The 22,099-nt window shown below is 69.8% G+C and carries 21 protein-coding genes and 3 pseudogenes; 1 reads left to right on the forward strand and 23 read right to left on the reverse strand.

What is annotated here, in order from left to right:
• Positions 1-438 precede the first annotated feature (438 nt).
• The 23 genes and pseudogenes from ACEXOX_RS28050 to ACEXOX_RS28160 all read right to left on the reverse strand — a co-directional run bounded on the left by ACEXOX_RS28050 (position 439) and on the right by ACEXOX_RS28160 (position 19,822).
• Positions 439-1,701, reverse strand: a complete 1,263-nt coding sequence (locus ACEXOX_RS28050) for an IS30 family transposase (protein WP_406522270.1) — start codon at positions 1,699-1,701, stop codon at positions 439-441.
• A gap of 70 nt (positions 1,702-1,771) precedes the next feature.
• Positions 1,772-1,990, reverse strand: a complete 219-nt coding sequence (locus tag ACEXOX_RS28055; RefSeq protein ID WP_406523941.1) for a hypothetical protein — start codon at positions 1,988-1,990, stop codon at positions 1,772-1,774.
• Between the two features lie 4 nt (positions 1,991-1,994).
• On the reverse strand, positions 1,995-2,318 hold the full coding sequence (locus ACEXOX_RS28060) for a peptidoglycan-binding protein (protein ID WP_406526493.1): 324 nt from the start codon (positions 2,316-2,318) through the stop codon (positions 1,995-1,997).
• A gap of 60 nt (positions 2,319-2,378) precedes the next feature.
• A pseudogene (locus ACEXOX_RS28065) lies at positions 2,379-3,056 on the reverse strand (N-acetylmuramoyl-L-alanine amidase); the annotation flags it as partial.
• 48 nt (positions 3,057-3,104) lie between these two features.
• Complete coding sequence (locus ACEXOX_RS28070; RefSeq protein WP_150249664.1) at positions 3,105-3,464, reverse strand: hypothetical protein; 360 nt, start codon at positions 3,462-3,464, stop codon at positions 3,105-3,107.
• 559 nt (positions 3,465-4,023) lie between these two features.
• Positions 4,024-5,505 carry a hypothetical protein gene (locus ACEXOX_RS28075; RefSeq protein ID WP_406523942.1) on the reverse strand — a complete coding sequence of 494 codons (1,482 nt, stop codon included), beginning with the start codon at positions 5,503-5,505 and terminating at the stop codon, positions 4,024-4,026.
• A 26-nt stretch (positions 5,506-5,531) separates the two neighbouring features.
• Positions 5,532-6,623 carry a hypothetical protein gene (locus tag ACEXOX_RS28080; RefSeq protein WP_406523943.1) on the reverse strand — a complete coding sequence of 364 codons (1,092 nt, stop codon included), beginning with the start codon at positions 6,621-6,623 and terminating at the stop codon, positions 5,532-5,534.
• Positions 6,623-7,561: a hypothetical protein gene (locus ACEXOX_RS28085; protein ID WP_406523944.1), complete on the reverse strand. Its 939-nt coding sequence runs from the start codon at positions 7,559-7,561 to the stop codon at positions 6,623-6,625. Before ACEXOX_RS28085 ends, ACEXOX_RS28080 begins: the two co-directional genes overlap by 1 nt.
• Positions 7,562-7,580: 19 nt before the next feature.
• Positions 7,581-8,471 carry a hypothetical protein gene (locus ACEXOX_RS28090; protein WP_406523945.1) on the reverse strand — a complete coding sequence of 297 codons (891 nt, stop codon included), beginning with the start codon at positions 8,469-8,471 and terminating at the stop codon, positions 7,581-7,583.
• On the reverse strand, positions 8,468-9,964 hold the full coding sequence (locus ACEXOX_RS28095) for a hypothetical protein (protein ID WP_406523946.1): 1,497 nt from the start codon (positions 9,962-9,964) through the stop codon (positions 8,468-8,470). Before ACEXOX_RS28095 ends, ACEXOX_RS28090 begins: the two co-directional genes overlap by 4 nt.
• A gap of 2,071 nt (positions 9,965-12,035) precedes the next feature.
• Positions 12,036-13,415: a phage tail tape measure protein gene (locus ACEXOX_RS28100; protein WP_406523947.1), complete on the reverse strand. Its 1,380-nt coding sequence runs from the start codon at positions 13,413-13,415 to the stop codon at positions 12,036-12,038.
• A 72-nt stretch (positions 13,416-13,487) separates the two neighbouring features.
• Positions 13,488-13,886: a hypothetical protein gene (locus ACEXOX_RS28105; protein WP_406523948.1), complete on the reverse strand. Its 399-nt coding sequence runs from the start codon at positions 13,884-13,886 to the stop codon at positions 13,488-13,490.
• A complete protein-coding gene (locus ACEXOX_RS28110; RefSeq protein WP_406523949.1) occupies positions 13,832-14,494 on the reverse strand; it encodes a hypothetical protein in 663 nt (220 codons plus the stop codon). The genes ACEXOX_RS28105 and ACEXOX_RS28110 overlap by 55 nt, the downstream gene beginning before the upstream one ends.
• Before the next feature lie 26 nt (positions 14,495-14,520).
• Entirely contained in the window at positions 14,521-15,027 is a 507-nt protein-coding gene (locus tag ACEXOX_RS28115) for a hypothetical protein (RefSeq protein WP_406523950.1), read from the reverse strand.
• Positions 15,028-16,057: 1,030 nt separating this feature from the next.
• Positions 16,058-16,486 carry a hypothetical protein gene (locus ACEXOX_RS28120; protein WP_406523951.1) on the reverse strand — a complete coding sequence of 143 codons (429 nt, stop codon included), beginning with the start codon at positions 16,484-16,486 and terminating at the stop codon, positions 16,058-16,060.
• Positions 16,483-16,719, reverse strand: coding sequence for a hypothetical protein (locus tag ACEXOX_RS28125; RefSeq protein WP_406523952.1), 237 nt, complete (start codon positions 16,717-16,719; stop codon positions 16,483-16,485). Before ACEXOX_RS28125 ends, ACEXOX_RS28120 begins: the two co-directional genes overlap by 4 nt.
• Positions 16,716-17,117, reverse strand: coding sequence for an HK97 gp10 family phage protein (locus tag ACEXOX_RS28130; RefSeq protein WP_406523953.1), 402 nt, complete (start codon positions 17,115-17,117; stop codon positions 16,716-16,718). Before ACEXOX_RS28130 ends, ACEXOX_RS28125 begins: the two co-directional genes overlap by 4 nt.
• Positions 17,114-17,530, reverse strand: a complete 417-nt coding sequence (locus tag ACEXOX_RS28135) for a DUF6093 family protein (protein WP_406523954.1) — start codon at positions 17,528-17,530, stop codon at positions 17,114-17,116. Before ACEXOX_RS28135 ends, ACEXOX_RS28130 begins: the two co-directional genes overlap by 4 nt.
• Positions 17,523-17,891, reverse strand: a complete 369-nt coding sequence (locus ACEXOX_RS28140) for a hypothetical protein (protein WP_398173933.1) — start codon at positions 17,889-17,891, stop codon at positions 17,523-17,525. The genes ACEXOX_RS28135 and ACEXOX_RS28140 overlap by 8 nt, the downstream gene beginning before the upstream one ends.
• A 10-nt stretch (positions 17,892-17,901) precedes the next feature.
• On the reverse strand, positions 17,902-18,180 hold the full coding sequence (locus ACEXOX_RS28145; protein WP_406523955.1) for a hypothetical protein: 279 nt from the start codon (positions 18,178-18,180) through the stop codon (positions 17,902-17,904).
• Positions 18,180-18,620 (reverse strand): hypothetical protein, encoded by a 441-nt coding sequence (locus ACEXOX_RS28150; RefSeq protein ID WP_406523956.1) that lies wholly within the window; start codon positions 18,618-18,620, stop codon positions 18,180-18,182. Before ACEXOX_RS28150 ends, ACEXOX_RS28145 begins: the two co-directional genes overlap by 1 nt.
• Before the next feature lie 480 nt (positions 18,621-19,100).
• Positions 19,101-19,310: pseudogene (locus ACEXOX_RS28155) on the reverse strand (calcium-binding protein); the annotation flags it as partial.
• The gene (locus tag ACEXOX_RS28160; protein WP_406523957.1) at positions 19,280-19,822 is read right to left on the reverse strand and encodes a hypothetical protein; all 543 of its coding nucleotides are present in this window, start codon (positions 19,820-19,822) and stop codon (positions 19,280-19,282) included. The pseudogene ACEXOX_RS28155 and the gene ACEXOX_RS28160, both read right to left, overlap by 31 nt.
• Positions 19,823-21,078: 1,256 nt before the next feature.
• Between ACEXOX_RS28160 and ACEXOX_RS28165 the strand changes: the two are divergent.
• Positions 21,079-21,874, forward strand: a pseudogene (locus tag ACEXOX_RS28165) (SigB/SigF/SigG family RNA polymerase sigma factor); the annotation flags it as partial.
• Positions 21,875-22,099 lie beyond the last annotated feature (225 nt).

The raw sequence follows: 22,099 nt of genomic DNA on the forward strand, positions 1-22,099 counted from the left end.
GACGCCCCGGGGTACCTACGCCCCGAACTTTCGGCTGAGCGAATTCGATATCGACCTCTGCGGCTTCATCGTCCATCCCGAAGACGCCATCGGTGCTGAACAGCACCCCGACGGTATGCGATCTTTCGGATGCTGCCAGGGCCCTTCCGGGACCGACGGGCCGAACCTCGTCTGTTCAGGCTGTGGAGCCGAAGTAGCAACTCTTCAAGCCGACTGCTTCACACAGAACCAGGTAGTCCTCGACGCGACCACAGTTTGCATCTCCTACATCGAAGACTGAACCTCCGACGGGCGCACGCTGGCCCGGCGCGGCGTATCGGCCTTATCGATCGCGATGCGGCAGCTTCGTGTTCGGTTTGGGCCGGACGGCTTCACCGGACACCAGGAGAGCAAGGCCCCCTACGGCGGCGAATTCCAGGGGTCGTTGCAACACAGAGGTCAACTGGCTGTCGCCAGGAGCTTAGCGAGACGCTCGGCTGGGGTTTGCCAGCCGAGCGTTTTGCGTGGCCGGCTGTTCAGCTCGGCGGCGACGCCCGCCAGGTCCCCGGGGGTGTGAACGGCCAGGTCGGTGCCCTTGGGGAAGTACTGCCGCAGCAGGCCGTTGGTGTTCTCGTTGGAGCCGCGTTGCCAGGGGCTGGCCGGGTCGCAGAAGTAGACCGGGATGTCGGTGGCAACGGTGAACGCCCGGTGGGCGGCCATCTCCGAGCCCTGGTCCCAGGTCAGGGATCGCCAGAGGTGCCGTGGAAGGGTCTGGACGGTCGTGGCGAGCGCGTTGCGGGTGGCGATGGCGCTGTGGCCGACCGGCAGGTGCACGAGCATCAGGTAGCGGGTGGACCGCTCGACGAGGGTGCCGATGGCGGAACGGCCGTCCTTGCCGATGATGAGATCGCCCTCCCAGTGTCCGGGGACGGCCCGGTCAGCGGCTTCGGCGGGGCGTTCGCTGATCAGGACCATGTCCTTGATGGCGCGGGAGGCACGCTTGTGGGCCTGGCGGTGTGGGCGCCGGCGGGCCCGGCCGGTGCGAAGCGCTCGGGTCAGTTCCCGGCGGAGTTCTCCGCGGCCCTGGACGTAGAGGGCCTGGTAAACGGTCTCGTGGGTCACGTGCATCTCCGGCCGGTCGGGAAAACGTGCCCGCAGGACTTGGCAGATCTGCTCGGGGCTCCAGCGCATCGTGAGGTGATCCTGGATGAAGTCCCGCAGCTCGGAATTCTGGCCGATCTTTCCGGGTTTCGGACGGGACCGGCGGGCCTTGGCCTTGTTGTGGGCGATGCTCGGTCGGTAGTACCAGCCGCCGTTGTGCAGAGTGTGCCGGTTGCGGCGTATTTCGCGACTGACGGTGGACGGGCTGCGGCCCAGCTCGACGGCTATCTGCCGGATCGAGGCCCCCTCGCGGAGACGGTCGGCGATGTGGATGCGGTCGTGCTCCTGGAGATACCGCGACGGCGCGGGAGGCAGTTCCTCCGATCCCGTCGCCGGGGCCTGTCCCGGCACCGGGTAGATCGGAGGAACTGCCTTCCGGCCGCCTGGCGGCGAGTGCCACCCGTTGCGCCACCGCTTGCCAGTGCGCAGGTTGATGCCGACTACCCGGGCGGCTTCCCGAGTGCTGTACCCCTGCTCCATGAGCAGGAAGTATGCGGCCCGCTCGCGGGCCAGTTGGCGCCCGCCCCCGGGCCCCCGGTTCTTCCGGATCTCGAAGTCCATCGCGTCCCCTGAGCTGGGGTGTTGCGACGACCACTAGAACTCAAGGGCGAAGGGGGCCTTGCTCTTGGGTTTACTCGGCGTCGGTGGCCTGTGGGGCGGCGCTCGTGAGTGCCTTGGTGGTCTTGGCGTTTTCGATGCGCTGGACTGCTTCTCCTGTACCGAGGACGGCGGCGGTCAGGGTGAGGATCAGTTCGGTCGGTAGGCCGGGAACGTAGTAGGCGACCAGGGTGAGGGCTGCTGCGGCGATGGCGTACAGGCGGGTGCTGTGGGTGTGGAGGAAGGTGAGCAAAGGTTCAGTTTCCGTAGGCGAGTCGGTGGAGCAGGTCCCAGCCGCGGCGGCCGATGGCCGGGTCGGTGGGGTGACCGGTGGTGAACAGGTTGTGCTTGCGGTTGAAGCCGGTGACGGCCTTCTGTGTCTGCGGCCCGTAGTTGTCCGAGAGCGGCACTGAGGGGTCGAGCCAGCCGGCGTCCTTCAGCACCTGCTGAAGGCCGCGTGCGGACGGCGAGCTGTGGTTCGGTGCGAGGCCGGCGGGGAACGGCGGCGGGCTGTACGAGCCGCCGCCACCGGAGGGCGCGCCGGTGCCGGGGAGCTTCAGGTGCTGGCCGGGCTTGATCACGTACGGGGCAGGGATGCCGTTCGCCTGCGCGATGGCCTTCCAGTTGATCTTCAGCTTGCCGCCGATGCCCGACAAGGTCTCGCCCGGCCGCACCGTGTACGTCGAAGCCGTCGCCCCGCCGGTGCTGGAGCCGCCACCGGTCGGCCGCCCTTTCAGGCGGGCCGAGATCCGCGAGCGCAGGCCGCCCATGCCGAAGCCCTTCGGGTCGACCTTGCCGGGCTGCCACTCCCGGTGGCCGATCACCGACGCGGCGCCCCAGCCGTGCACCCGGCACACCGCGGTCGCCGTCCGCTCGATCGCCTCCAGCTGAACGTCCGGCCACGGATCAGTGCCGTCGCCGAGGTTTTCGCACTCGAATCCGTAGAAGTGGGTGTTGCCGTCGGTATCGGCCTGGTCGGCCGCGGGCAGCGGCCGTTCAGCGATCACCGCGCGCAGCACGTCGCCGTCCCCGCGGCCAGCGTGGTTGGCGCGGCCGTTGCCGATCAAGTACACCGTGCCGTCCTTCGCGATCACCCCATGGCACAGCGGCCCCGGCAGGCCTGCGTATCCGTTCTCGCAGATGCTGACCGTGTTGCTGGTACCGGACGTGACGGTGTGGTGGATCACCACTCCGTTCACCGGGCCCCACGGGCCCTTCCCGTTGCGGTTGTGCGTCCGCCAGCCCGGACGCTCCACCACCTTCACACCCTCGGCCCGCAGGGCAGTCACCAGACGGTCAGGGCTCATCGGTGTCGCCAACTCGGCGCTCACTATCTCCCCGCGCCCGAAAACTCACCCCTCGATCGGCTACGACGCCGACCCGTGCGACGCCAGCCAGAGCTGCAACGTCATCACCAGCAGCGGAGAGACGAACGAACTGATCACCAAGCGACGAGTCGCAGCGGCCTGCGCCTGATCTTCCCGGCGCTGCTGCGCACCGCGCTCGACCACCTGCTCGTGTTCGCTCCGTAGGGCAGTCAGGCCGGCTTCGACTTGGCCGATGCGCTGCTCGACCACCCGTTGATCCGCCCGGTACACGTCTTCAGTGACTACGTGATCGAGGCGGGCGGCGAGCTGGGCAAGGTCACCGCGCAGGTCCTCACGCAGCTGCGAGACGGCACGGTGCAGCTCCCACAGCGTGGGCTCGGCACCCGGCGGCACAGACACCGCAATCACTCCCGGCAACCCCACGCCTGATCACGATCGTACGGTGGTCAACGAGGTGAGGAACCGTGCGCCGAACGGGCCGGGGCAGAGGTGCCGGTTTCCATTTAGCTGGTGCGTACGCAATAGCTATGTGAGAGGCTCACATCGCCGGTAACTTAACAGTGGTGTTTAATTGAGCGGAGTCGGACTTGACATCCACACGGTGATCCGCGAGCTCGGGAGGGCGCCGGAGCGCCCTCCCGAGTTGGAACGCGGGTCGGCCCACTGTGCGGCTGGCGAACCTGGTGCCTTAGACGCACCAGGTTCGCCAGCTACAGCATGGTGTCGACGAGCTTGGCCGCCACAGCGGAGACGAGTGCTCCGATGACGATTAGCGCCAGATCACGTCGACCCAGCCGGTTGACCAGGTTCCCTAAGCGGCGACGCATACCTACCTCCAAGGTTCGTCCCGGACCCGATGCCCGGGTACGTGAGTGAACGGAGGCAGCGCGTGCTGTCACACGGTGGCGAGACTACGGTGAACAGCCGCTAGCTGAGCAGAGAATCAGAAAATCGGTGCTCAGTTGGCGCGGCAGGTGACGCCGTCGAAGCCGATCCAGGAAGCCCGGCTGCCGACCATGGGGTACAGCCTTAGTGAGCCATCCGTGTTGATGTCCAAGCGGATGACGGTCCCGCCGGCGGACAAGGGGACCAGCACACGGCGGACTCCGGTAGGCCAGTAACCATCGGGAAGGGTGGCGATCTGGCGTCCGCTGCGGATCTCGGTGTCAGTGAGGTTGGCGTACCCGCACAGTTCGAGCGTGCCCGTTGCCGTGATCCGTACTTGTGGCTCCTGAGAACCCGCGATGACGCTGGGCGCGAGGACGAGCAGCTTCCAGTCGGTAGCCGGGCGGGTGACCCAGCCGTCGACGGCGAGTGCACCTGGGCTCATGGTGACGGTGGTGTCGCCTTCGACGGAGGCGGTGCGGACCGTGAACGCGGCCCCGCTGGCCTCGGCGAAGGTACGGGCGGGGAGCCCGCGTTCGTTGCCGGGGGCTTCTGGGCCGTCACTCACGCTGATGCGGAACAAGGCGGTGTCGGTTGGGCCTCTACCGCTCGTGCCGTAGACGGAGACGTTGCCCGTTTCTCTGTTCAGGCTGGTCGAGGCGGTCAGGTCGAAAGCACCGCCGTGCTCGTGGAGCTGGGGTGAGTGCAGGTGCAGGGCAGAGGTGTCGGGTAGGTTCCAACGGTCGATCTGCACGGCGGGGGCGGTCAGTTCCACGGTCGGGTAGCTTGTGCCGTCCGACTTGGTGCTGGCCCGCAGCGCGCCGGGGGCTTTCTCCAGGTCGGAGGCGGAGTGCAGCAGTACCGAGGGGATCTGTTCCAGCGGCGCGGGCGGGGTGGGAGTGACGACGATCCGGCTGCCGGTGGCGCCGGTACGGACGGTGCTGCCGGTGACGATCGCGCCGTCGATGCGACCGCCGACGATGTGCTTGCCGGTGATGGCGTCGGCCGCCAGACTTTCCGCGGTGACCGCCCCGGCCTGGATGTCGGCGGCCGCTGCCTGCCGGGGTGTGCCCTCGACGGCCGTGGTGGCGGGCCCGGCGACTCCGGCCAGGGTGCGCGCTCGCAGCTTGACCCACCACGTGGTGTAGGGGAGGGGCACGGTGACGCTGCCGCCCTGGGCGGTTTCGATGGTGTCGCGCAGCGTGCCCTGCGACGGCTCGAAGCCGGCGTCCGGCCCGACGTGCACCTCGACGCGGGCGAAGTCCAGCGGGGCCGCCGCCTGGTTGGCGAACGCGCCGTCCCACGTGACGGTCAGCGCGGCCAGCGCCGGAGCAACGGTCGGTGGCGCCGGGGGCGGAGGCGGGGGGCCGTTGACGACGGTGACGCCGCTGGTGCCGTCGGGCTGCTGGCCGACCAGCGCGCGCAGCGAGCCGTGTTCGTCGTAGACCTGAACGGCGCCACCTTCGATCGAGGCGTTGGTCAGGCGCGGGGAGCGGATGACGGAGCGCAGCATCCGTTCTATCTGGGTGATGCGGGTGCCGAGGTCGGCAGGCACAGCAGGGTCTCCTTGGATGGGGTGGGTCAGGCGGCGGTGGCGTAGTGGAAGGTGTCGGCGCGGCGCAGGTCGAGGGTCGCCGTCTCGCCGGTTTCGGTGTCGGGGTGCAAGGTCCAGCCGGTGATGCGGCACCACCCGGACCAGTCGCCCCACTCGTCGCGGACGGTGACCTGCACGTCGTCCCCGACCTGGAAGCTGCCGAAGGGAGCGGCGGGGTGGTTGCGGACGGTGATCTGCTCGACTTCGCCCATCTGCTGGCGCCAGACGCGTTCGGCCTTCGCGCGCTGAGCGAGGACATCCTTGCCGCGCACGTCCGGCAGTTCCAGGACGTGTTCGAGGCGCAGGCGGCCGTTGCGGACGGCGTCGATGGCGCGCTGCTGGGCGCGGCCTTCCCCGCTGCCGGTGGCGATGACGACTTGGGCGTACTCGTCGGCGCTGTAGGTGACCGGCGGCCGGTCGGTGATGTTCAGGCCGCTGGCAAACATCAGGTCGCGGCGCCGGGTGCCGAGCCGGGGATAGCCGAGCCGGACCCGCCGTACCGGCCGGCCATCGGCACCCCACCAGGTGGTGCACGCGTAGTCCGGCGAGTCGGCCGCTTTCACCAGGTCATCGATCTGGTCGCCGAGGACGGGGGTTTCCCACCAGCGCGAATGCCACGGCTCCCCGGGCGTCCCCACGGTCCCCTTCGACTCGGTGGGATCGACGGTGATACCGAGATCCCCGTCCGGGACGGACTGGGCGTAGGTGATGATGTCGCGGATGATCCGGCACGGGTCGCCATGCACGTACGGGCCTCGGCCGCCGAGTTCGCCGTCGAGGTCGTGGCGGCGCTGGAAGTACGACGTCCACCCGGCGGCTTCGATCTTCAGCTCGTCGCCCTCGGGTACGACCTGCCACACGAGCCCGCCCCAGCGCAGATACCCGTCGCTCTCGACGTAGAGCATGACCGTGCCGGGGGTGGCGAGCTGGGGAACGAGCCCTGCCAGATGCGGTTTCAGGGAGGCGCGCAGATGCCCAGGGCCGTTCAGTTCCTCGCCGAACTCGACCCCGGTCAGAGGCAGGTGCTGGCTGAGCCACTGCCCGGTCAGGGCGTGCTGGGTCAGGTAGCGGTAGCCCATCACATGGGGCCTTCTTCGAAGGCGACCTCGCCGATGGCGGTCGTGGCGACGTCGGCCTGCAGGTAGCCGTTGACGCCATCGGCGCGGGCCACCCGGTGCTCCAGCCACTGGGTCGTTCCGCGCAGCGACTCCGGTATCGCAAGGGTGTCGGCGCTGATCAGGTGCAGCCGCTCGGAGTAGTCGCCGCCCGGCCACGCCGAGTCGATCACCACGGACTGCCCGACCACCGGCCCGAGCTGGAAGGCCGTGCCGCCGTAGAGGGTGCCACCGATCAACTGGATGCCGGCCAGGGTCATCTTGATGCGGGCGCGCACCGCCCAGTGCGGCACCGCCACCTGCCACCGGGCGATGCGCGGCCATACGGCCCACTTGTAGCCGGTGCCCTTGTAGTTGTCGTCGCTGGTCGGGGACGCGGTGAAGATGTGCGCTTCACTGCGTGGATTGGCGACGCTGCGCAGATCGGTGATCATGGCGGCGGTGACTGTGGCCGTGCTGGCGGGCAGGTCGAGACGGGCCAGAGCGATGCCGGTGACGCCGTCCGGCACCGTTGTGGCGGCGGGCGACACGTTGGGGATCATCTCGAAGGTGTTGATCGTGTCCTTGGCCGGGTCGAGGCCGCCCTCGTACTCGGGGTCGGTCACCCGCAACACGAGCAGGTCCGAGCGCGGAGTGGCGCCGGTCGGAGCGACCGGGACGGTGGCGGTCCCGATGTTGTAGGCGGTGTAGGAGCCCTGCCAGGCGTTGGCACGTCCGCGGATGACCCCGGAGCCGTTGCCGACCTCCACGCCAGGGCCGGGCGTGGGCAGCGGCCTGACCTTCAGGTCGGCGCCTTCGGTGATGCCCTCTCCGCCTCTGGACAGGTCGCGGATCATCATGCGGAACGTCTGGGCGGAGTGGGTGGCGCCGTCGACGAGCAGCGGGGCCTGGGCGAGCGTCATCGGTGGTACGTGTCCTTGTTCAGAGTGCTGTGAAGGCGTCGCGCCAGGCGACGGTCAGGCGGGCGGTGGCGGTCGGGTCGGCGGCGGTCCAGCGGATTTCGGAGCGGCCGGGCGGCAGGGTGAAGGTGTCCAGCCGGTCAGGGACCGCGACGATGCCGCCGTTGTCGCGCACAGCCATGGCTTGGCCGGGGCGGGTGTCCACCCGCACCCACTGGCCGGCGGCGAGCACCACCGGCAACCGGAGCGTCCGCCCGCTCTCGACATGGGTGATGGCGGGGTTGGCGCACGGCCCGTACACGGTCAGCACCGGGGGCGCATCGCGGTCGCCGTTGTTGGTTACCCAGCCGGGCCGGTGCTGCCCGGTGGCCGTGCCGTTGGTGACCTTGATGGGAGCCTGCACGGGGGCGGTGAAGCCGCCACCGGACAGCCAGCCCAGCCGCAGCGTGGCCTGCTGTTCGATATCGGCGTAGTAGCGCGGGTCGGTAGCCAGGAACTCCACGTCCAGCGGAATCCAGCCGTGTGCCGCGTCCGCCCACGTCGGGTCGACCTTGGTCAGCCGTCCGAACAGGACGCGCACCGGGGAGCCGGGCCACTTGAGGCGCAGCGGCATCACCGTCCCACCGCTGAGGCGTAGCCGCGGCTCGTCGGCCGCCCGCTGGAGGTCGGCGACGAGTTGGCGTGCTGCGGCCGGGGCGCCGGGCGTCTTGACCGCGCAGTCGATGCGGACGGTGCGCGGTTCGTAGAAGTCCGGGGACGGCCAGGCCCCGTCGGCGCCGGGCCGGGGGACCGGTTCACCGCGCACTGCGGGTCGGCCGAGCCCTTCGACCTCCGCGACGGGCACGCGCGTGCCGTGGCCGAGCACGACGCCGCCGAACTCCAGCTGCCAGTCCTTGAGCTCCGGGGTGCTCATCGCAGGGCACCTCCGCGCTTGGCCCGGCGCATCTGGTACGCGACTACGTCGGCGATGTCGTTCGCCGACGCTGAGGTCTGGCGCACGTGGATGGTCTGGCTGCCGATCGCCGGGGCCTGGTGCACAATCACGACCTGGGTGCGGCCGGCGGCGGCATCGACCAGGCGGCGCGGCGCCAAGTCGTAGCCGAACCGGTCCGCAGTACGGGCCAGCACAGCCGTGGCCCGGCCGCGTTTGGCTGCTGCGTGCGGGATGTAGGACTCGCCGCCGGTGGACCGTTCCGCGAACTTGATCAGGCCGTTCGGCGACGGCGAGGAGTAGATGCCCGGCGTCCACATGCCGCCGTCCGCATAGGCCCGTCCGGCGTTCGCCTTCACCAGATCAGAGAGGAAGCGGTCCGCCTTGCCGGTGCCGCGGATCTGGTTCGTGGAGAGGTTGGCGACCTCGATGAGCCGGTCCTCTTCCAGCCCTGCCAGCTCGGCGACCGCGTGCAGCCCGCGGCCCTTCGCCAGCGAGCTGATGATCTTCACCAGGTCGGTGAGCTGGTCACTGTCGAGCACCTTCGTCGCGTCCTTGGCGGTCTGGTTGGCCTGCCGGGCCTTGGTGTTGTCCTTGACGGCCTGCGCGGCGAGGGCTTCGGCGTTGGCGTCGCCCTGCTGTGCCAGGCGGGTGGCCAGGTCGCCGTAGCCGCTGTTCGCCAGGCGGGCCAGGTTGTTCTGGAAGGCGGTGGCGTCCTTGACCGCGCCTGCGAGCTGGCCGGTGTAGTCGGCCAGCGACGACCGCGCCGCCCCGGCGAGCTGACGGAGCTGCGCCGCCATGTCGTTGATGTAGCGGCCGGAGCCGCGGGCCATCTTCCGTGTCAGGGCGATGCCGTCTTCGCCCATCTCCTCCAGGGCCTTGGCGACCTCCGACCCCGCGCGCCGCGCCACCGTCGCCAGGTCACTGCGCCATGCCTGGGCGGTGCGTACGGAGGAGTGCAGGTTGCGCTCGAACAGGCCGAGGTCGAAGTGCTCGTCGCCGTGCTTGTCCTTGCGCTGCGACTTCGACACGACATCGGAGACGGTCAGGCCGGTGCTGCCCACCGGCTGGTACGACCAGTCCGACAGCCCGCCGGCTGCGTGGTAGGTGACGGTGCCGCCGAAGCGGTTGGCCACCTGCTCCAAGATCGTCTTTGACCGGGCCCGCTTGGAGGACGCAAAAGGGATGTATGCCTCACCAAAAGTTTCGTCCTCCGCCCATACGCGCCATTCGCCGCCCTTGGCGATCTGCGCGACGTGGTTCTCGCGCGTACCGCCGTCGGCGTAGGTGACGATGCCGCCGTTGGCCTGCTTCATCAGCGGCACGCCGTTGACCTGCGGGCCGATGTAGCGGGTCTGGACGTAGTTGGTGATGGTGCGCCCGCTGAGGTTGTTGATCGCCTGCTGGATCGCGGACACGCTGGAGGTGGCCGGGCCGGTGGGCACCGTGATCGTGACGGTCTTGCTGCCCGGCACGTCGGTGACCTTGAAGCCGAGGGCTTCGAGCTGTGTACGTGCCTCTCCGGTCGGGGCCGCGACCGTGACCGTCTTGCCGCCCGGAACCCCTCGACGGCCAGCCGGACCGCGTCCAGGCTCGTGATCGTTGCCTGCGTCGACGAGGAGATGGCAACGTGCTTCGCGCCGGGGGTCGCGGCGAGCTTGCTGATCAGCGCGTCCAGGCTGGTGCGCGCGGCATCGGTCGGCGCGGTCACCTGGACCGTGCGGTCCTTGAGGTCCTTGATCTGGAAGCCGAGGCTGGTCAGCTTCTCCCGGGCCTCGTTGTCCAGGCTGGAGACGGTGATCGTCTTCCGGTCCGGGGTGGCCTTCAGCGTCTGCTGGACGGCCATGAGCTGCGCCATCACCGGCTCCATGCCAGCGGTCTGCAGCAGGATGGACACGTTCGCGGGCACCAGGCCCGCCGCGTCCGCGAGCTTCGCGGCCTGCTCGGCGCTCAGCCCGTAGCCCTCGGCGGTGGCGATCGCCGAAGCGCGGGCCTTGGCCATCTCCGCCTGCGCAGCCTTCAGCGACTCCGGCACGCTCTTGCCCTGCGACTGCGCGAACTCGTACGCGGCCTGAGCCGCGTCGGCGGAGTTGGTGGACAGGCCCTGGAGGGTGTCGTAGAGCTTCTGGCCGTTGCGGGTGACCGTGGACAGCGAACCGTCCACGTTCAGCAGCGCATCGCGGTACCCGTCCGCCTCATTCACGCCGCCCTTGAGCGAGTCCTTCGCGTCCGAGACCGCCTTGTTCAGCCTGGCCTGGGCGGCCGACAGGTTCACCGACCCGCCGGCCAGAACGTTGAGGGCGTCGTGCAGGGCGCGGGCCCGGCTGTCGGCGTCCGAGGTGGTGTCGGACAGACGCCGCATCGCGTCGGAGAACTTCCCGAACGGGCCCAGCGCCGCACTCGCCCCCGAACCGCTGCGCCCGGTCGCATCGGCCAGGTCCCGGGCGTCCTTGGCGGCCTGGCTCATCTCGCCCTTGACCGAACCGAGCGCCTTGGCCGCGTCGTAGGCGGCCTGCCCCTTCTCCGAGTACGTGCGAAACGCGCCCGCCGCCGTGTACTGCATGTCACTGTTGGCGCTCGCGGTCAGCCGCAGACTGCGCTCCAGCGCCTCCAGCCCGCCGTTCTGCCCCAGGTAGGCGTCGGTCAGCTGCCGTACGCTCACCCCGGCGCCGCGCATCACATCGACCAGGCGGCTCTTGCCGTCGAACACCTTGGTGTCCATGACCGACTGCGCGGCCGTCGCCCGCACGCTGTCGGTGATCGCCCCGTTCGACTCCCGCAACGCCTGCGTCAGCGTGCTGATGCGCTGCTGGTGCTCGGCCGCCTCCTGCGCGGCCTGCTGCTGCCGGTCGGCCAGCATCGACAGCCCCACCCCGGCCCCGGCGATCGCCACACCGAACGGCCCGCCCAGCGCCCCCATCAGGCCACGCGCCGCACCGCCGAGCCCGGCCCCGAGCGAGCGGGCCAGACCGGAGGCCGGGCCATTGGCGGAGCGGAACGCCGATGCCATCCGGCCCACGACCGGCACCCGGTTCTCCAGCACGGCGAACGCCGCACCCATGCGGCCGATCTCCCGGCCATTCGCGGCGGCGAGCTGCTGCTGCTCCCGCATCTGCGCCCCGGCCGACCGGAACGCCCCGACCACCGGACCGGTCACGGTCCGGGCCAGGTTCTGCATCATCGGCGTGACCCGGCGCGCCAGCAGCATCGCGGCGATCGCAGTCTGCACCGGGCCCGGCAGCGCCGCGAAGCCGTGCACCAGCGCGGCAATGACATGCCCGATGGGCACCAGCACGCCGGACAGCACCCCGAAGCCGCGGCTGGCCAGGTTCGCGGCCGTAACCACCATGTCCAGCGCCGACGCTCCGCCGCCCGCCTCGCTCGCCACGTCGCTGATGGCCTCGGCGACGGGAGAGGCGGCCTCGCCGATGTTGCGCAGCACCCGCAGGCCCGCACGGCCGACATTGACCAGGATGTTCAGGCCGGCGGCGACGGTGTCGAGGGCAAGGTCCTTGATCGGCTTGCCGAGCCCGGAGAACGACTCCGTCAGCTCGTCGACCTCGTCGGAGGCGGCCTTGGCCAGCCCGGGCCGGGCCAGGGTGTACAGGTCGTGCAGGTAGTCCAGGCCCGACGCGATGTGGGGGTGGCAGCGCCGAGCCCGGCCGTCAGCAACCGGGTGACCTTCTCCAGCCCCGGCGCCGCCGCCGTGTAGAGGACCTGCCCGGCGTTGGACCACTGCGTCTTGAGCTGGCTGACCGCACCCGACAGGCCCTTGGTCTGGGAGGCGGCGATCTCACCGGCCGCGCCCGTACGAGCGATGGCCGTGTGCATCTGGTCGTAGGACGCGGCGCCCTGGTGGGCCAGAGCTGCCGCACCGGCCAGTGCCGGCTTGCCCACCACCGCGGAGGCCGCGGCGAGAAAATCCTTCTGGGACATGCGGTGCTGGGCCTTCTCCAAGCCCTCAATCACCGTGCGCAGGCCCTTGAAGTTGCCCTGCGAGTCCCACGCTTCGATGTTCAGCTCGGCCAGGCCCCGCTTTGCGGCCGCGGTGGGCTTGGCGAGGTTGGTGAGCATCCCGCGCAGGGACGTTCCTGCTTTGGAGCCGAGGATGCCCGAGCGGGCCAGCATCGCCACCGCCGCCGAGCAGTCCTCGATCGAAATGCCCAGCTGCGCGGCGACGGGGCCGGTGTAGGACATCGCGTAGTAGATGTCCTGCAGCCCGCCCGAGGCGGCGTTCGCCGACGCGGCGAGAACGTCGGCGGCCCGTCCGGCGTTGTTCGATGACAGACCGAACTGGTCCATCACGTCACCCAGGTAGCGGGCGGCATCGGCCGCGGACAGGTTGTCCGCGGCGGCGAGCTGCATCGCGGCCCGGGCGTTGGCCATCGACGAGGTGGAGGTCTGACCGGCCTTGGCCAGCTCCAGCATCGCCTCCGCGGCCTTGGCCGCCGACGTGCCCGGCAGCGTCAGGTCCGCACCGAGCTCGCGGGCCTTGGCCGCGGCCTGGACCATCTCGGTCCCGGAGGCGCCAGTGACCGCGCCCCACTTGTTGATGGACCGCTGGTACTCGTTGCCCTCCTTGGCGATCTCCGCCAACCCGGCGACGATGCCGCCGCCGACGACGAGGCCGCGAAGGTGGTGCAGCTCCTGGCGGGCCGAGAGCACGCCGTGCCGCAGGCGGCTCATCGACGCGTGCCCGTCCGCGCCGACCCGCCGCAGCCCGGCCCCGGCCTCGTGGGAGGAGCGGCCCACCGACCGCAGGCCGACGGCAGCGGCCCGGCTGCCGCCGTCGATGCGGCCCAAGCCGCTGCGCAGGGCGTCGGTATCGCGCCGCAGGTCCCGCATCGCGCGGGACGCCTGGCGCACCTGCGAGAGCAGATGCGCCGCATCAGCGCGCATCTGCACGCTGAGCGTGTAGTTCGACACCGGGCGGCGCCCTAACTCCCCGCGCCCTGCCCTTCACCCCTGGAGGCGCCCCAACGCCGCCAAGGAATCCTGCTACTGCTGGTGGTGGTGCTGTTCGCGCGACACCAGGCCGATGCGCACCCCGTAGCCGTCGGGGCCGTCCGGCACCTGGTCCTGCTCCGTGGCGATCAGCTCACAGCCCACGCACCGCACCGTGGTGCTCACGTACGCGTACCGGTCACCGCCCTGCTCCTCGTCCCACTCCGCGGCCCGGGTGCCGCACTGCTCACACACGCTGCGCCGGTACGCCTCGAACGCCAGCGCCTTGGTCCGGTCCGTCTGGGACCAGCGGCCGTCCCCGGCGCCGAGGAAGAAGGAATGCGGAATCCGGTAGCGGTCGCACAGCTCCAGCTCCGCCCGAAGCTGCGCGTCCGCGATCAGTCTTTTCCCAGCTCCTCCGTATTGGCCCGGCTGATCTGCTGGGCCTGCCACGCCGCCGCGAACAGCGCGTTCGCCTCACCCGCCGGCCACGCGTCCAGCAGATCCTGGGCATCTTCCTCGGACAAACCCTCGACCGCAGTCCCGGACTCGTCCCGCTCGATGTGGGCGGCGGCGACCAGGGCGGCGGGGAACGTCTCGGGGTTCCAGGCGTCGCCGTCCTCGGCCTGCTGCTCCGTCGGCGGGCACCGCCGGATCAGCCCGTCCAGCACCGGACGCGGCAGCGCCCGAAACGTCAGCGACAGCGACGCCGCCTCGTACGCGGCCTTCGCCTCCTTCAGCTCCACTTCGGCGCGCTCGACCTCGTCCGGGTCGGCGCCGGTCTCGACCTCAGCCATGCGCAGCCGTGCGGCCTCCAGCTTCGCCTGGTCGAGACGTTTCTTCGCGGTGATGTCGTCACACAGCCGCAGCGTGTACTCGGGAAGCTGCCGGGCGCGGAGCCGGGCGAGCTTGCGCGCCCAGTGCGCGTCGCGGGCAACCGCTTCAGCGGGCGGGGCAGTGGGGGAGGGGAGGTGCCGGGCATGGAGGACTCCAGGAGAACGGGGCCCGGCCGGGCCGCGGGCTGGCGCCGAGGTGGTGGTGGGACGCCGCTGCGCGTTCACCCGGCCGGGAGTGGGGAGGGGCCGGGTTACTTGTCGAACTTCGGCGGCGGCGGGGTGCCGGCGGCCGGGACTTCGGCGTCCTGTGTCGGCTTCTCCGTGATCGAGAACGACACGGTGAACTTCGCGGCTTCGTTGTCGGTTGAGTAGTTCGGGGACCGGGAGCCGATCCGGACGGGGAAGACGTCCATGGACCGGTTGCCGGGCAGATCGCCCTTGCGCAGGAACACCACCCAGCCCGTCGCGTCCTTGGTGAGCAACTGCTCGATCGCGTCGCTGACCTTGTCCTCGTAGAACCCCAGCGAGGAGTCGTCGGCCTTGTCGCTGCCGGGGATGCTGCTCTCGAACGTGCTGCCGAGGTCCGGGGTTTCGATGGGCTGGTTGGCGAGCGTCCACCCGTCGATGGACGCGATGGCATTCGTCAGATCCGTGCCGGCCGTCAGCTCCGGGCGGGTGGGCACGTTGCCCTCGTCGGCGACCTTCTCCAGCCACAGAACACGGGTGACACCCCGGCGGCTGTACTTCTTGACCTGCAAGGCTTGCTGTCCGATTCCGGGACGGCAGCCAAACAAGCGGTGGTGGGATGGCCCCGCCCCTCGACGTCGTGTCGGGGAACCGGCCCATCCCGAAGAACCAGGTGGGCGTCCGCGCAGGGCCTCCGCGGTGAGGGCACGACCAGCTCAGCGCAGCCGAACGCCGAATCGCACACTGATCACGATACTGCGCCGAACGGAAGGACTCCTGGTCTACGGAGCGCGGTTCGTGGGAATAGGAGACACCTTGCAGGTGAGATGGTGACCTATTCCAACCGGGTCACCGAACCAAACGTTCAAGATCGGCGCACACGTTGGCGCCCGACGTAGCTCTAACCAACATAGGTGGTCGATTTTGCTCCTTCACGGCGCAAGGAGAGGCCCGCTATCCGGCGTCTGCCAGGCTCCGTGAAACTGGATCGGAAGGACGCGAACATGTCGGCTGGAACCTTTCCGAAGGTGCATTCAAAGGGGCTGCATCGGGGGCTAGAAGTCGTAATCACAGATCACACCGCTGCACACATTCAGTTCCGGTATCGAGATGATGGCCGCCCGGACTGGGTTTCGGTACGCGAGTGGCCAGGCTGCTCATACCTGCACGACTTCCCGGCGAAGGACTTTGACTTCCCACCCGCTGCGTGGGGAGAGCTGGGCGCCACGATCGAGAGCTGCGGCGGCAGGTGCGGTGTGCCTGGGCGGGATGGGAGTAGTGAGCCGTGTGTGCTGCCTGACCACCACGTCGGGCATGGGCATATGGACCGACACGGGAGTGGCTGGATGGACTGTGAAGGTGTCGGCGACCCTCTTTATCGCCGCCGATCGCCGAGCGATGAGGAGCTCGCCGCGTGGGCGCACGACATGAACCGGTGGCTGCCGCCCAGGACGGATGCTGCGCTGAACCGCGTCGCCATGACATACGGCTCGAATGACGCACGAAGGTCAATGGACCGGTGAATCCAGTCATCTGCTGAAGCGGAAGCTTTGACCGGAGGCGGCAGCGATTCGCAGCATGTGGAGATCGGTAAGCCCAGGCTCACCCGCTGGCAGCAAGACCGAACCGTTGTGGGTAGCTGACGATACCCGCGGCGGAGCTCGCGTCGTCCGTGCCGGGGTCGGCCTTGAGTTCCCGCGCCCACACCTCGACGCCAGGCACGTCAATCGTCCAGCGCCATTCGCCAGTCGCGGTGCGTTCGAGAACCGCGCGCCTTACTCGGTCGGCCAGCCACTCGGCTTGGTCGGTACGGGCGGCGACGGCTGTCACCTGGTACAGGAGTTCCGCATCCTCTGACGCATCGGCCAAGGGAGCCCCGCCGACGGGGCCGCCTTGCGGGTACAGCACCAGGTACGGCACCTCGGCCGGTCGTCCTTCGGCAAGCGGTAGCTTCCCGAGACCGCAGGGCCTGCCGGTCGCTTCGGCCAGTGTGCGGCGGAGGGCTTCGGATACGGCGGCGCGGTCGATCATTCGTCGTCTCCCGAGGAGCCTCGGCCGGTGGCTTCGACGGACAGGGCCCCGTACCGGCACAGCCCGACGGTGTCCCAGTCCGGCACGCCCGGCGTCGTGAACACGGACAGGGTGCGTTCGCCGCCTTCGTCCAGGAGTTCGGCGATGACGACGGCGCGGGCGAGCAGCCCGAGCTCCCAGTCGCCGAAGACCTCCGCCAAGGCCGCTTCGATCTCTTCGGCCAGTTCGTTCACAGCGACCTCTTCACCGCATCGTTCAACTCCCGCACGAGGACAGGCCCGGCCTGGTCGACGGCCGGTCCCAGGTGCGGGAAGGGCGGCTGCGCGTAGTGCCGGCCGAGGCTGTCGGCGCCGACGAACCCGAACTCCAGCCGACGCGCCTGCGGCGCGCTGGTGCCCACCTCGGCGACGACCACTGGGCCGGCGGCCTGGACGTTGGCGCGCCAGGAGGCCCGATACTTGCCGGTGATCACGCGTGGGCCTGGCCGTCCGGAGGCGTTGTGCTGCACTTGCTCGACCAGCGCCTGGGCGCGGTGCCGCATTACGGCGTGCATCGCGGCCACCGTCTGGGCGGCTCCTCGTTCCAGGGCGGCGGCCAGCGCCGTGGGGTCGGTGAACGCGCCGCCGCTCATGCGTCGGCCTTGCGGTTGTGCTCCTCCAGCCACACGGTGCGCAGCACCGGAACCGAGGACACCTCGCCGAGCGCGGCGACCCGGTACGTACGACCGGCGGCCTGCTCGTCACGAGCCTCGACCATCTCCACCATGTCGCCCTCCCGCAGTTCGGGCGCATCGAGCGGCAGCAGCAGCCGGTACCCGGCCCGCACCTCTTCGACCCACGCACCTTCGTGGCTGGCCTGGCTGCGGATCCGCTCCTGGTGCCCGTACAACCCGGCCTTGCCCGAGTGCACCACCAGCGGAGGAGCAGGCATGAGGGCGCCTGTGGCGGGATCGAGAACGTCCTCGCCGACCTCGCGGGTGACAAGCACGGTGTCCGGCATCAGGCGCCGCTCGGCGAACCGGGCGACACCGTGCAGATCAAGCACTCAGCGCCCACTCCCGCAGCTGCGCCAGCATCCCGCGTGTCAGCTCCCCCGGCCCACCGTCGAGATCATCGCGGCCGAGTACGGCTTCATCGAGCTTGCGCCAGTCCACCGCATCCAGGAACCCGGCCACGACGTGCCGCACATCCGCTGGCTCGACCACCACGTCGGCCAGGCCCTCGAACCGCACCCCGTTCCAGCCCTTGGCCACGTACAGCGTCACCTGGGGCCCCTCGTCCACGGTCTGCGTGATCCGGTACGCCTCCACCGACGACGCGACATCGTGGCCGTCCACCTCGATGACGGCGGGCCGCTCGGGTGCGGCGGATATACGGACGCGGTGGTGCTGATCAGACGTGCTCATGATTCGGAGCCTAGGTGCGCGAAGGCAACGCCTGGCCTGCTGGTTCGGTGGAGTCGTTGGCCAGCCGTATGGCTTCGAGCTCACTGTCGTGCAGCAGCGCGTCGATGAGGGCGCGCGGCCCGGAGACCTTGATGGCCCACAGGTCGTAGTCGGTGCACAGCAACCAGGAGCGGTCGGCGGCCCACAGGTTGGACGGGCTGAAATCGATCCCGGGGTTGTCGTACAGCATCACGGCGTCGTCGAGGCGGCCGGCGCGCACGTGCAGGTTCTCGAAGTCGCAGCCCGCCATCAGCGGGTTGTAGTAGGCAAAGCAGGCAGTGTCCGCGCCGTCCGGGCTGTGCTCGATAAGGGGGCGATCAACTGGTCCCAGGTCTCGCGGTCCATGCTGCCTTCGGTCGGCGGGGCGATGCTCAGTGGCCAGCTGCCATCCTTCGTGGCCGAAGGGAAGCAGCGGTAGCAGGACAGCAGCCCCTCGGGGACGATCGGGTCACCGGTGCGGCGCGCGAGGGCCGCCCAGCGCAGACGCCGCCAGCCGGGGCCCGGGTGCTCGGCGCGGCCCAGCCCTCCACCGGTGGCGACCGACTCGGCGTCGAGGTTGATGCCCGCCACGACGTGCGGCTCGATGCTTCCGTCAGCCAGCCGAGCCTGGTGGTACTCGTGGTGCGACATGTCCGCCGGGCCATGTTCGTGCTCGTACATGGCGTCGAGAACCCAGGCGGCGTCGGGCATCGCCGGCGGCATGAATCCGGTCACGCCGTCCCCGCACAGCTCATGGAGCCAGTCGGTCGCAGCGGACGGAGCCAGCGGCCATCGCTCTGGCTGTGGAGGTCTGAGCGGATGCCGTTTCGCGGTGTGTTGGGGAGTCGTTGAGCGCGTCTTGGCATGATCAATCGCGATGACTTTTGATGCCGCTTTAGTCGGTCCGGTGACTCGCCGCACTGTGCGCGACTGCCTCCGCGAGCGTCATGAAGGCAGAGCGCCAGGGGCCAGGCTCGGCGGTTCGGTAAGAGGTGACAGCTCCGCCGGGCATGCGGGCGCCCCGCACCCTCTGGTAGTCCGGGGGCGGGGCGCCGATGCTGTGGCGTTTCGGGCGCGGGTCTGGGTTCAGCAGCTGATGCTGGTGTCGCCGGGGTCGGTGGTGCAGGTGTCGACGCCGTTGCCGCCGTCGGCGGTGTCGCCGGCGATGGTGTCCGCCACGTCGATGCTGTCGTCACCGTTGTTGCCGCTGAGGGTGTCGGTGCCGTTGTGGTCGGTGAGGGTGTCGGTGCCGTTGCCGCCGCTGGCGGTGTCGTTGCCCGGGCCCGGCAGGACGGTGTCGTTGCCGTTGCCGGCGGTGATGGTGTCGTTGCCGCCCAGGCCGCAGATGACGTCGTCGCCGTTGGTGCCAGTCAGGGTGTCATCCCCGCTGGTGCCGGTGATGGTGCAGGGGGACCACTGCTCTCGATCGTGGTCGACTGCGAGCCGTCGACGTCGTTCGCGTCGGAGCCGGTGGCGAACACATCAGCGGTCACGGTGCCCGCGGCGTTGGGCGTGACCGTCACCGCGACGGACCTGCTGTCCGGGAGGAAGATCTCGCCAGTGCAGGAGGCGGTTGTCGCGGTGAAGGTGCACGGGCCCATGTCGGATGTGGCGGCGGTGATGGTCGCCGAAGCTCCGGACAGGGTCAGGGACGTCTCCACGCCGAAGACGTCATTGTCCGCGGACAGCGTGTAGTTGTACGTGTAGCTCATTCCGGCCTGCACCGGGTCGGCCGAGTCGGTGGGCCCGGACAGCGTGAGATTCACCGCGGAAGGGCGGGCCGCGGCCCCCGGGGCGATGGCCAGCGTCCCGGACAGGGCCAGCAGCAGCCCGCCGAACAGCGCCAGGACGCGCCGCAAGGCGCGGCTGCGCGGGGAACGTAATCGATTCGGTCGAACGGTGGTGACGGACACAGGAGACTCCTGTGGGAAACGGACGCCCCGGCATGTCCGGGACAGTCTGAAGCGAAGAGTGCGGCGGCTTGCCGACCGGCACAGGGTCCAGGTGACCCGGGAGCCAAGCCCAGGCGCCGGCGCACCTGCCGCCCCACAAGAGCAACGGCAGGTCCGAGACCACACAGGTCTGGCCGGGGCCGGAGCGGACGTCTTCGTCACGAGCGGGTGCGTGCGTTCCGGATCCTTCCACACCCGTCTGCCCAAAGCGCCGCCCGGGAGCTGCGGCAAAACACGGCCCTTTCTGCGGCTCAGCCCACCGCCGCACCGCACGGTGCCCGCATACGTCCGGCCTGCCGACGCCCCTGCCGACGACGCCGTACCCTCGTGGCCCAGCCACTCGCCGTACCGACCTTGCCCGGGGCCCGCGAGCGGACCGGTCCATGGACAGATGCAGGCGGATCCCTCCAGGTGTCGGTCAGCACACGTGGGACTTGAGGTCGACGTGCACCGCTCGACCTGCGCCCACAGCCGTAGAAGCACACCCCGCCGTCCCTCCGCAAGAGTCCGGCTGACATCAAAGCAAGCCGACACCGCAATGCCGGTCAGAACGCGACACCCGCACTCATCGCGAAACGACTCCCCAACTAACCGCTATAGCCAATCGCTCAGTCACACAAGTGGATATCTCGGGCATACGCCCATGGTCCCATCTGATGCCCTGGCGCCTCGACCGTCCGCACCGCCGCGGTACGCCGTCTTGGTGGAAGAACATGGCCGGGCCGGGCAGAGGCGAGTGGGACTGAACAAGCACCGGATGGCCCAGCCGGGCCGAGGGGTCTGCGGGACCCCGTCAAGGGCACCGGTCGGCGATGGCCATCATGCTCGGGAAGTGTACGGTGCCGGGAGTTCAGCCCGCGGGGCGGCGTGCCCAGCCGCCGCCCCGCTGCACGTTCATCCTCTACGCACTGTCCGGGTGAGGTGTGCTGGCCGGCGGCTGCAGTCGGGACGAGAACGGTGCCCGGTGCTGCTTTCGCCGAGAGCCTGATGGTGCCCAGCGCGTGGCGGTCCGGGCAGCGAGCCGATTCGCTGTCCGATGCGCACTGCACCGCCACAAGTATTCCCGGATTGCACGTGTGGAGGGCGGCGTTCGGGTCAGGAGACCTGTAGTGCTTCGGAACCGCAGGCACCCGTCATAAGGGCCAGCCTGCCGGTTTCCGGCCAGTGGCCACTTACCTGCCTGCGAGCCGCCTACCAGCGTCTAAGGAGAGCCGGCGATGGCCACCACCAAGACCGCGTGCACTCAGCAGCGCCCATACTCCGACCCGGAAACCACCGGAGAGTTCCAGGCGCTGGTCACGCTGCCGGACGGGCCCGGGAAGGAGCGGCTGCGCCAGCATGTGATCACCGCGTGGCTGCCGCTGGCGCACCGCCAAGCCGCTCGGCTGCGCGAGCGGGGAGCAGCTCGACGATCTTCAGCAGGTCGCGGCCCTCGGCCTGGTCAAGGCGGTGGACCGCTTCGACCCCGAGCGGGCCGACGCCTTCGAGCAGTTCGCCATCCCCACCATCACCGGCGAGCTCAAGCGACACTTCCGTGACTATACGTGGGATGTGCATGTGCCCCGGCGTACTCAGGAGTTGCGTAACAAGGTCCGCAAGGCCGTACGGGAGCTGAGCACGTCCCTGGACGGCCGGTCGCCCACCGTCGCGCAGATCGCCGGGCATGCCCGGCTTGCGGAGGAGGACGTGGTGCGAGGGCTGGAGGCGCTGGAGAGCTACCGGTCGCTGTCGCTGGACGTGGCCCTGGACCGCGGCGGCGACAACGACGACTACACCCTCCTGGACACCCTTGGCTCGGCCGACGGCCGCTTCGGCCTGATCGAGGACCGGGAAGCGGTCAAGCCCGCCCTGGCCCGGCTGCCGGAGCGTGAACGCCGCATCCTGTACTGGCGGTTCTTCGAGGACATGACGCAGAGCGCCATCGCCGCCGAGCTGGGCGTGTCCCAGATGCACGTCTCGCGGCTGCTCACCCGGGCCCTGGCCCGGGTGCGGACCGAGGTCGAGAACCGGGCAGGACGCGGGGCGTGGGGACAGGGCCGCGGCGTGATCGGTTGGGTTCTTCGGTTTGGGCGCGGAGGGTGCGGCTACCCGTTCTGTACCTTGATCGGTAGATGCCCGGCGGCCCGGTCGGGGCATGTGCGCCGGGGCCGGCTGGCAGGCCCCGGTGGGCGGTCGCCACCGTTCAGACCTCGTGCGGCAGCGATACAGGCAGCCCGCTTCGGCTCGGCTGCCTGCGGC

Origin of the sequence: Streptomyces sp. Ac-502, assembly GCF_045222935.1 — a bacterium.
Classification (GTDB): domain Bacteria; phylum Actinomycetota; class Actinomycetes; order Streptomycetales; family Streptomycetaceae; genus Streptomyces; species Streptomyces monomycini.

Coding starts and splice junctions, on each gene's coding strand:
- ACEXOX_RS28080 (WP_406523943.1), bottom strand. CDS start 6,623: ATGGGCTACCGCTACCTGACCCAGCACGCCCTGACCGGGCAGTGGCTC.
- ACEXOX_RS28120 (WP_406523951.1), bottom strand. CDS start 16,486: ATGATCGACCGCGCCGCCGTATCCGAAGCCCTCCGCCGCACACTGGCC.
- ACEXOX_RS28050 (WP_406522270.1), bottom strand. CDS start 1,701: ATGGACTTCGAGATCCGGAAGAACCGGGGGCCCGGGGGCGGGCGCCAA.
- ACEXOX_RS28085 (WP_406523944.1), bottom strand. CDS start 7,561: ATGACGCTCGCCCAGGCCCCGCTGCTCGTCGACGGCGCCACCCACTCC.
- ACEXOX_RS28140 (WP_398173933.1), bottom strand. CDS start 17,891: ATGAGCACGTCTGATCAGCACCACCGCGTCCGTATATCCGCCGCACCC.
- ACEXOX_RS28090 (WP_406523945.1), bottom strand. CDS start 8,471: ATGAGCACCCCGGAGCTCAAGGACTGGCAGCTGGAGTTCGGCGGCGTC.
- ACEXOX_RS28145 (WP_406523955.1), bottom strand. CDS start 18,180: ATGGCGGGCTGCGACTTCGAGAACCTGCACGTGCGCGCCGGCCGCCTC.
- ACEXOX_RS28130 (WP_406523953.1), bottom strand. CDS start 17,117: ATGAGCGGCGGCGCGTTCACCGACCCCACGGCGCTGGCCGCCGCCCTG.
- ACEXOX_RS28150 (WP_406523956.1), bottom strand. CDS start 18,620: ATGCCCGACGCCGCCTGGGTTCTCGACGCCATGTACGAGCACGAACAT.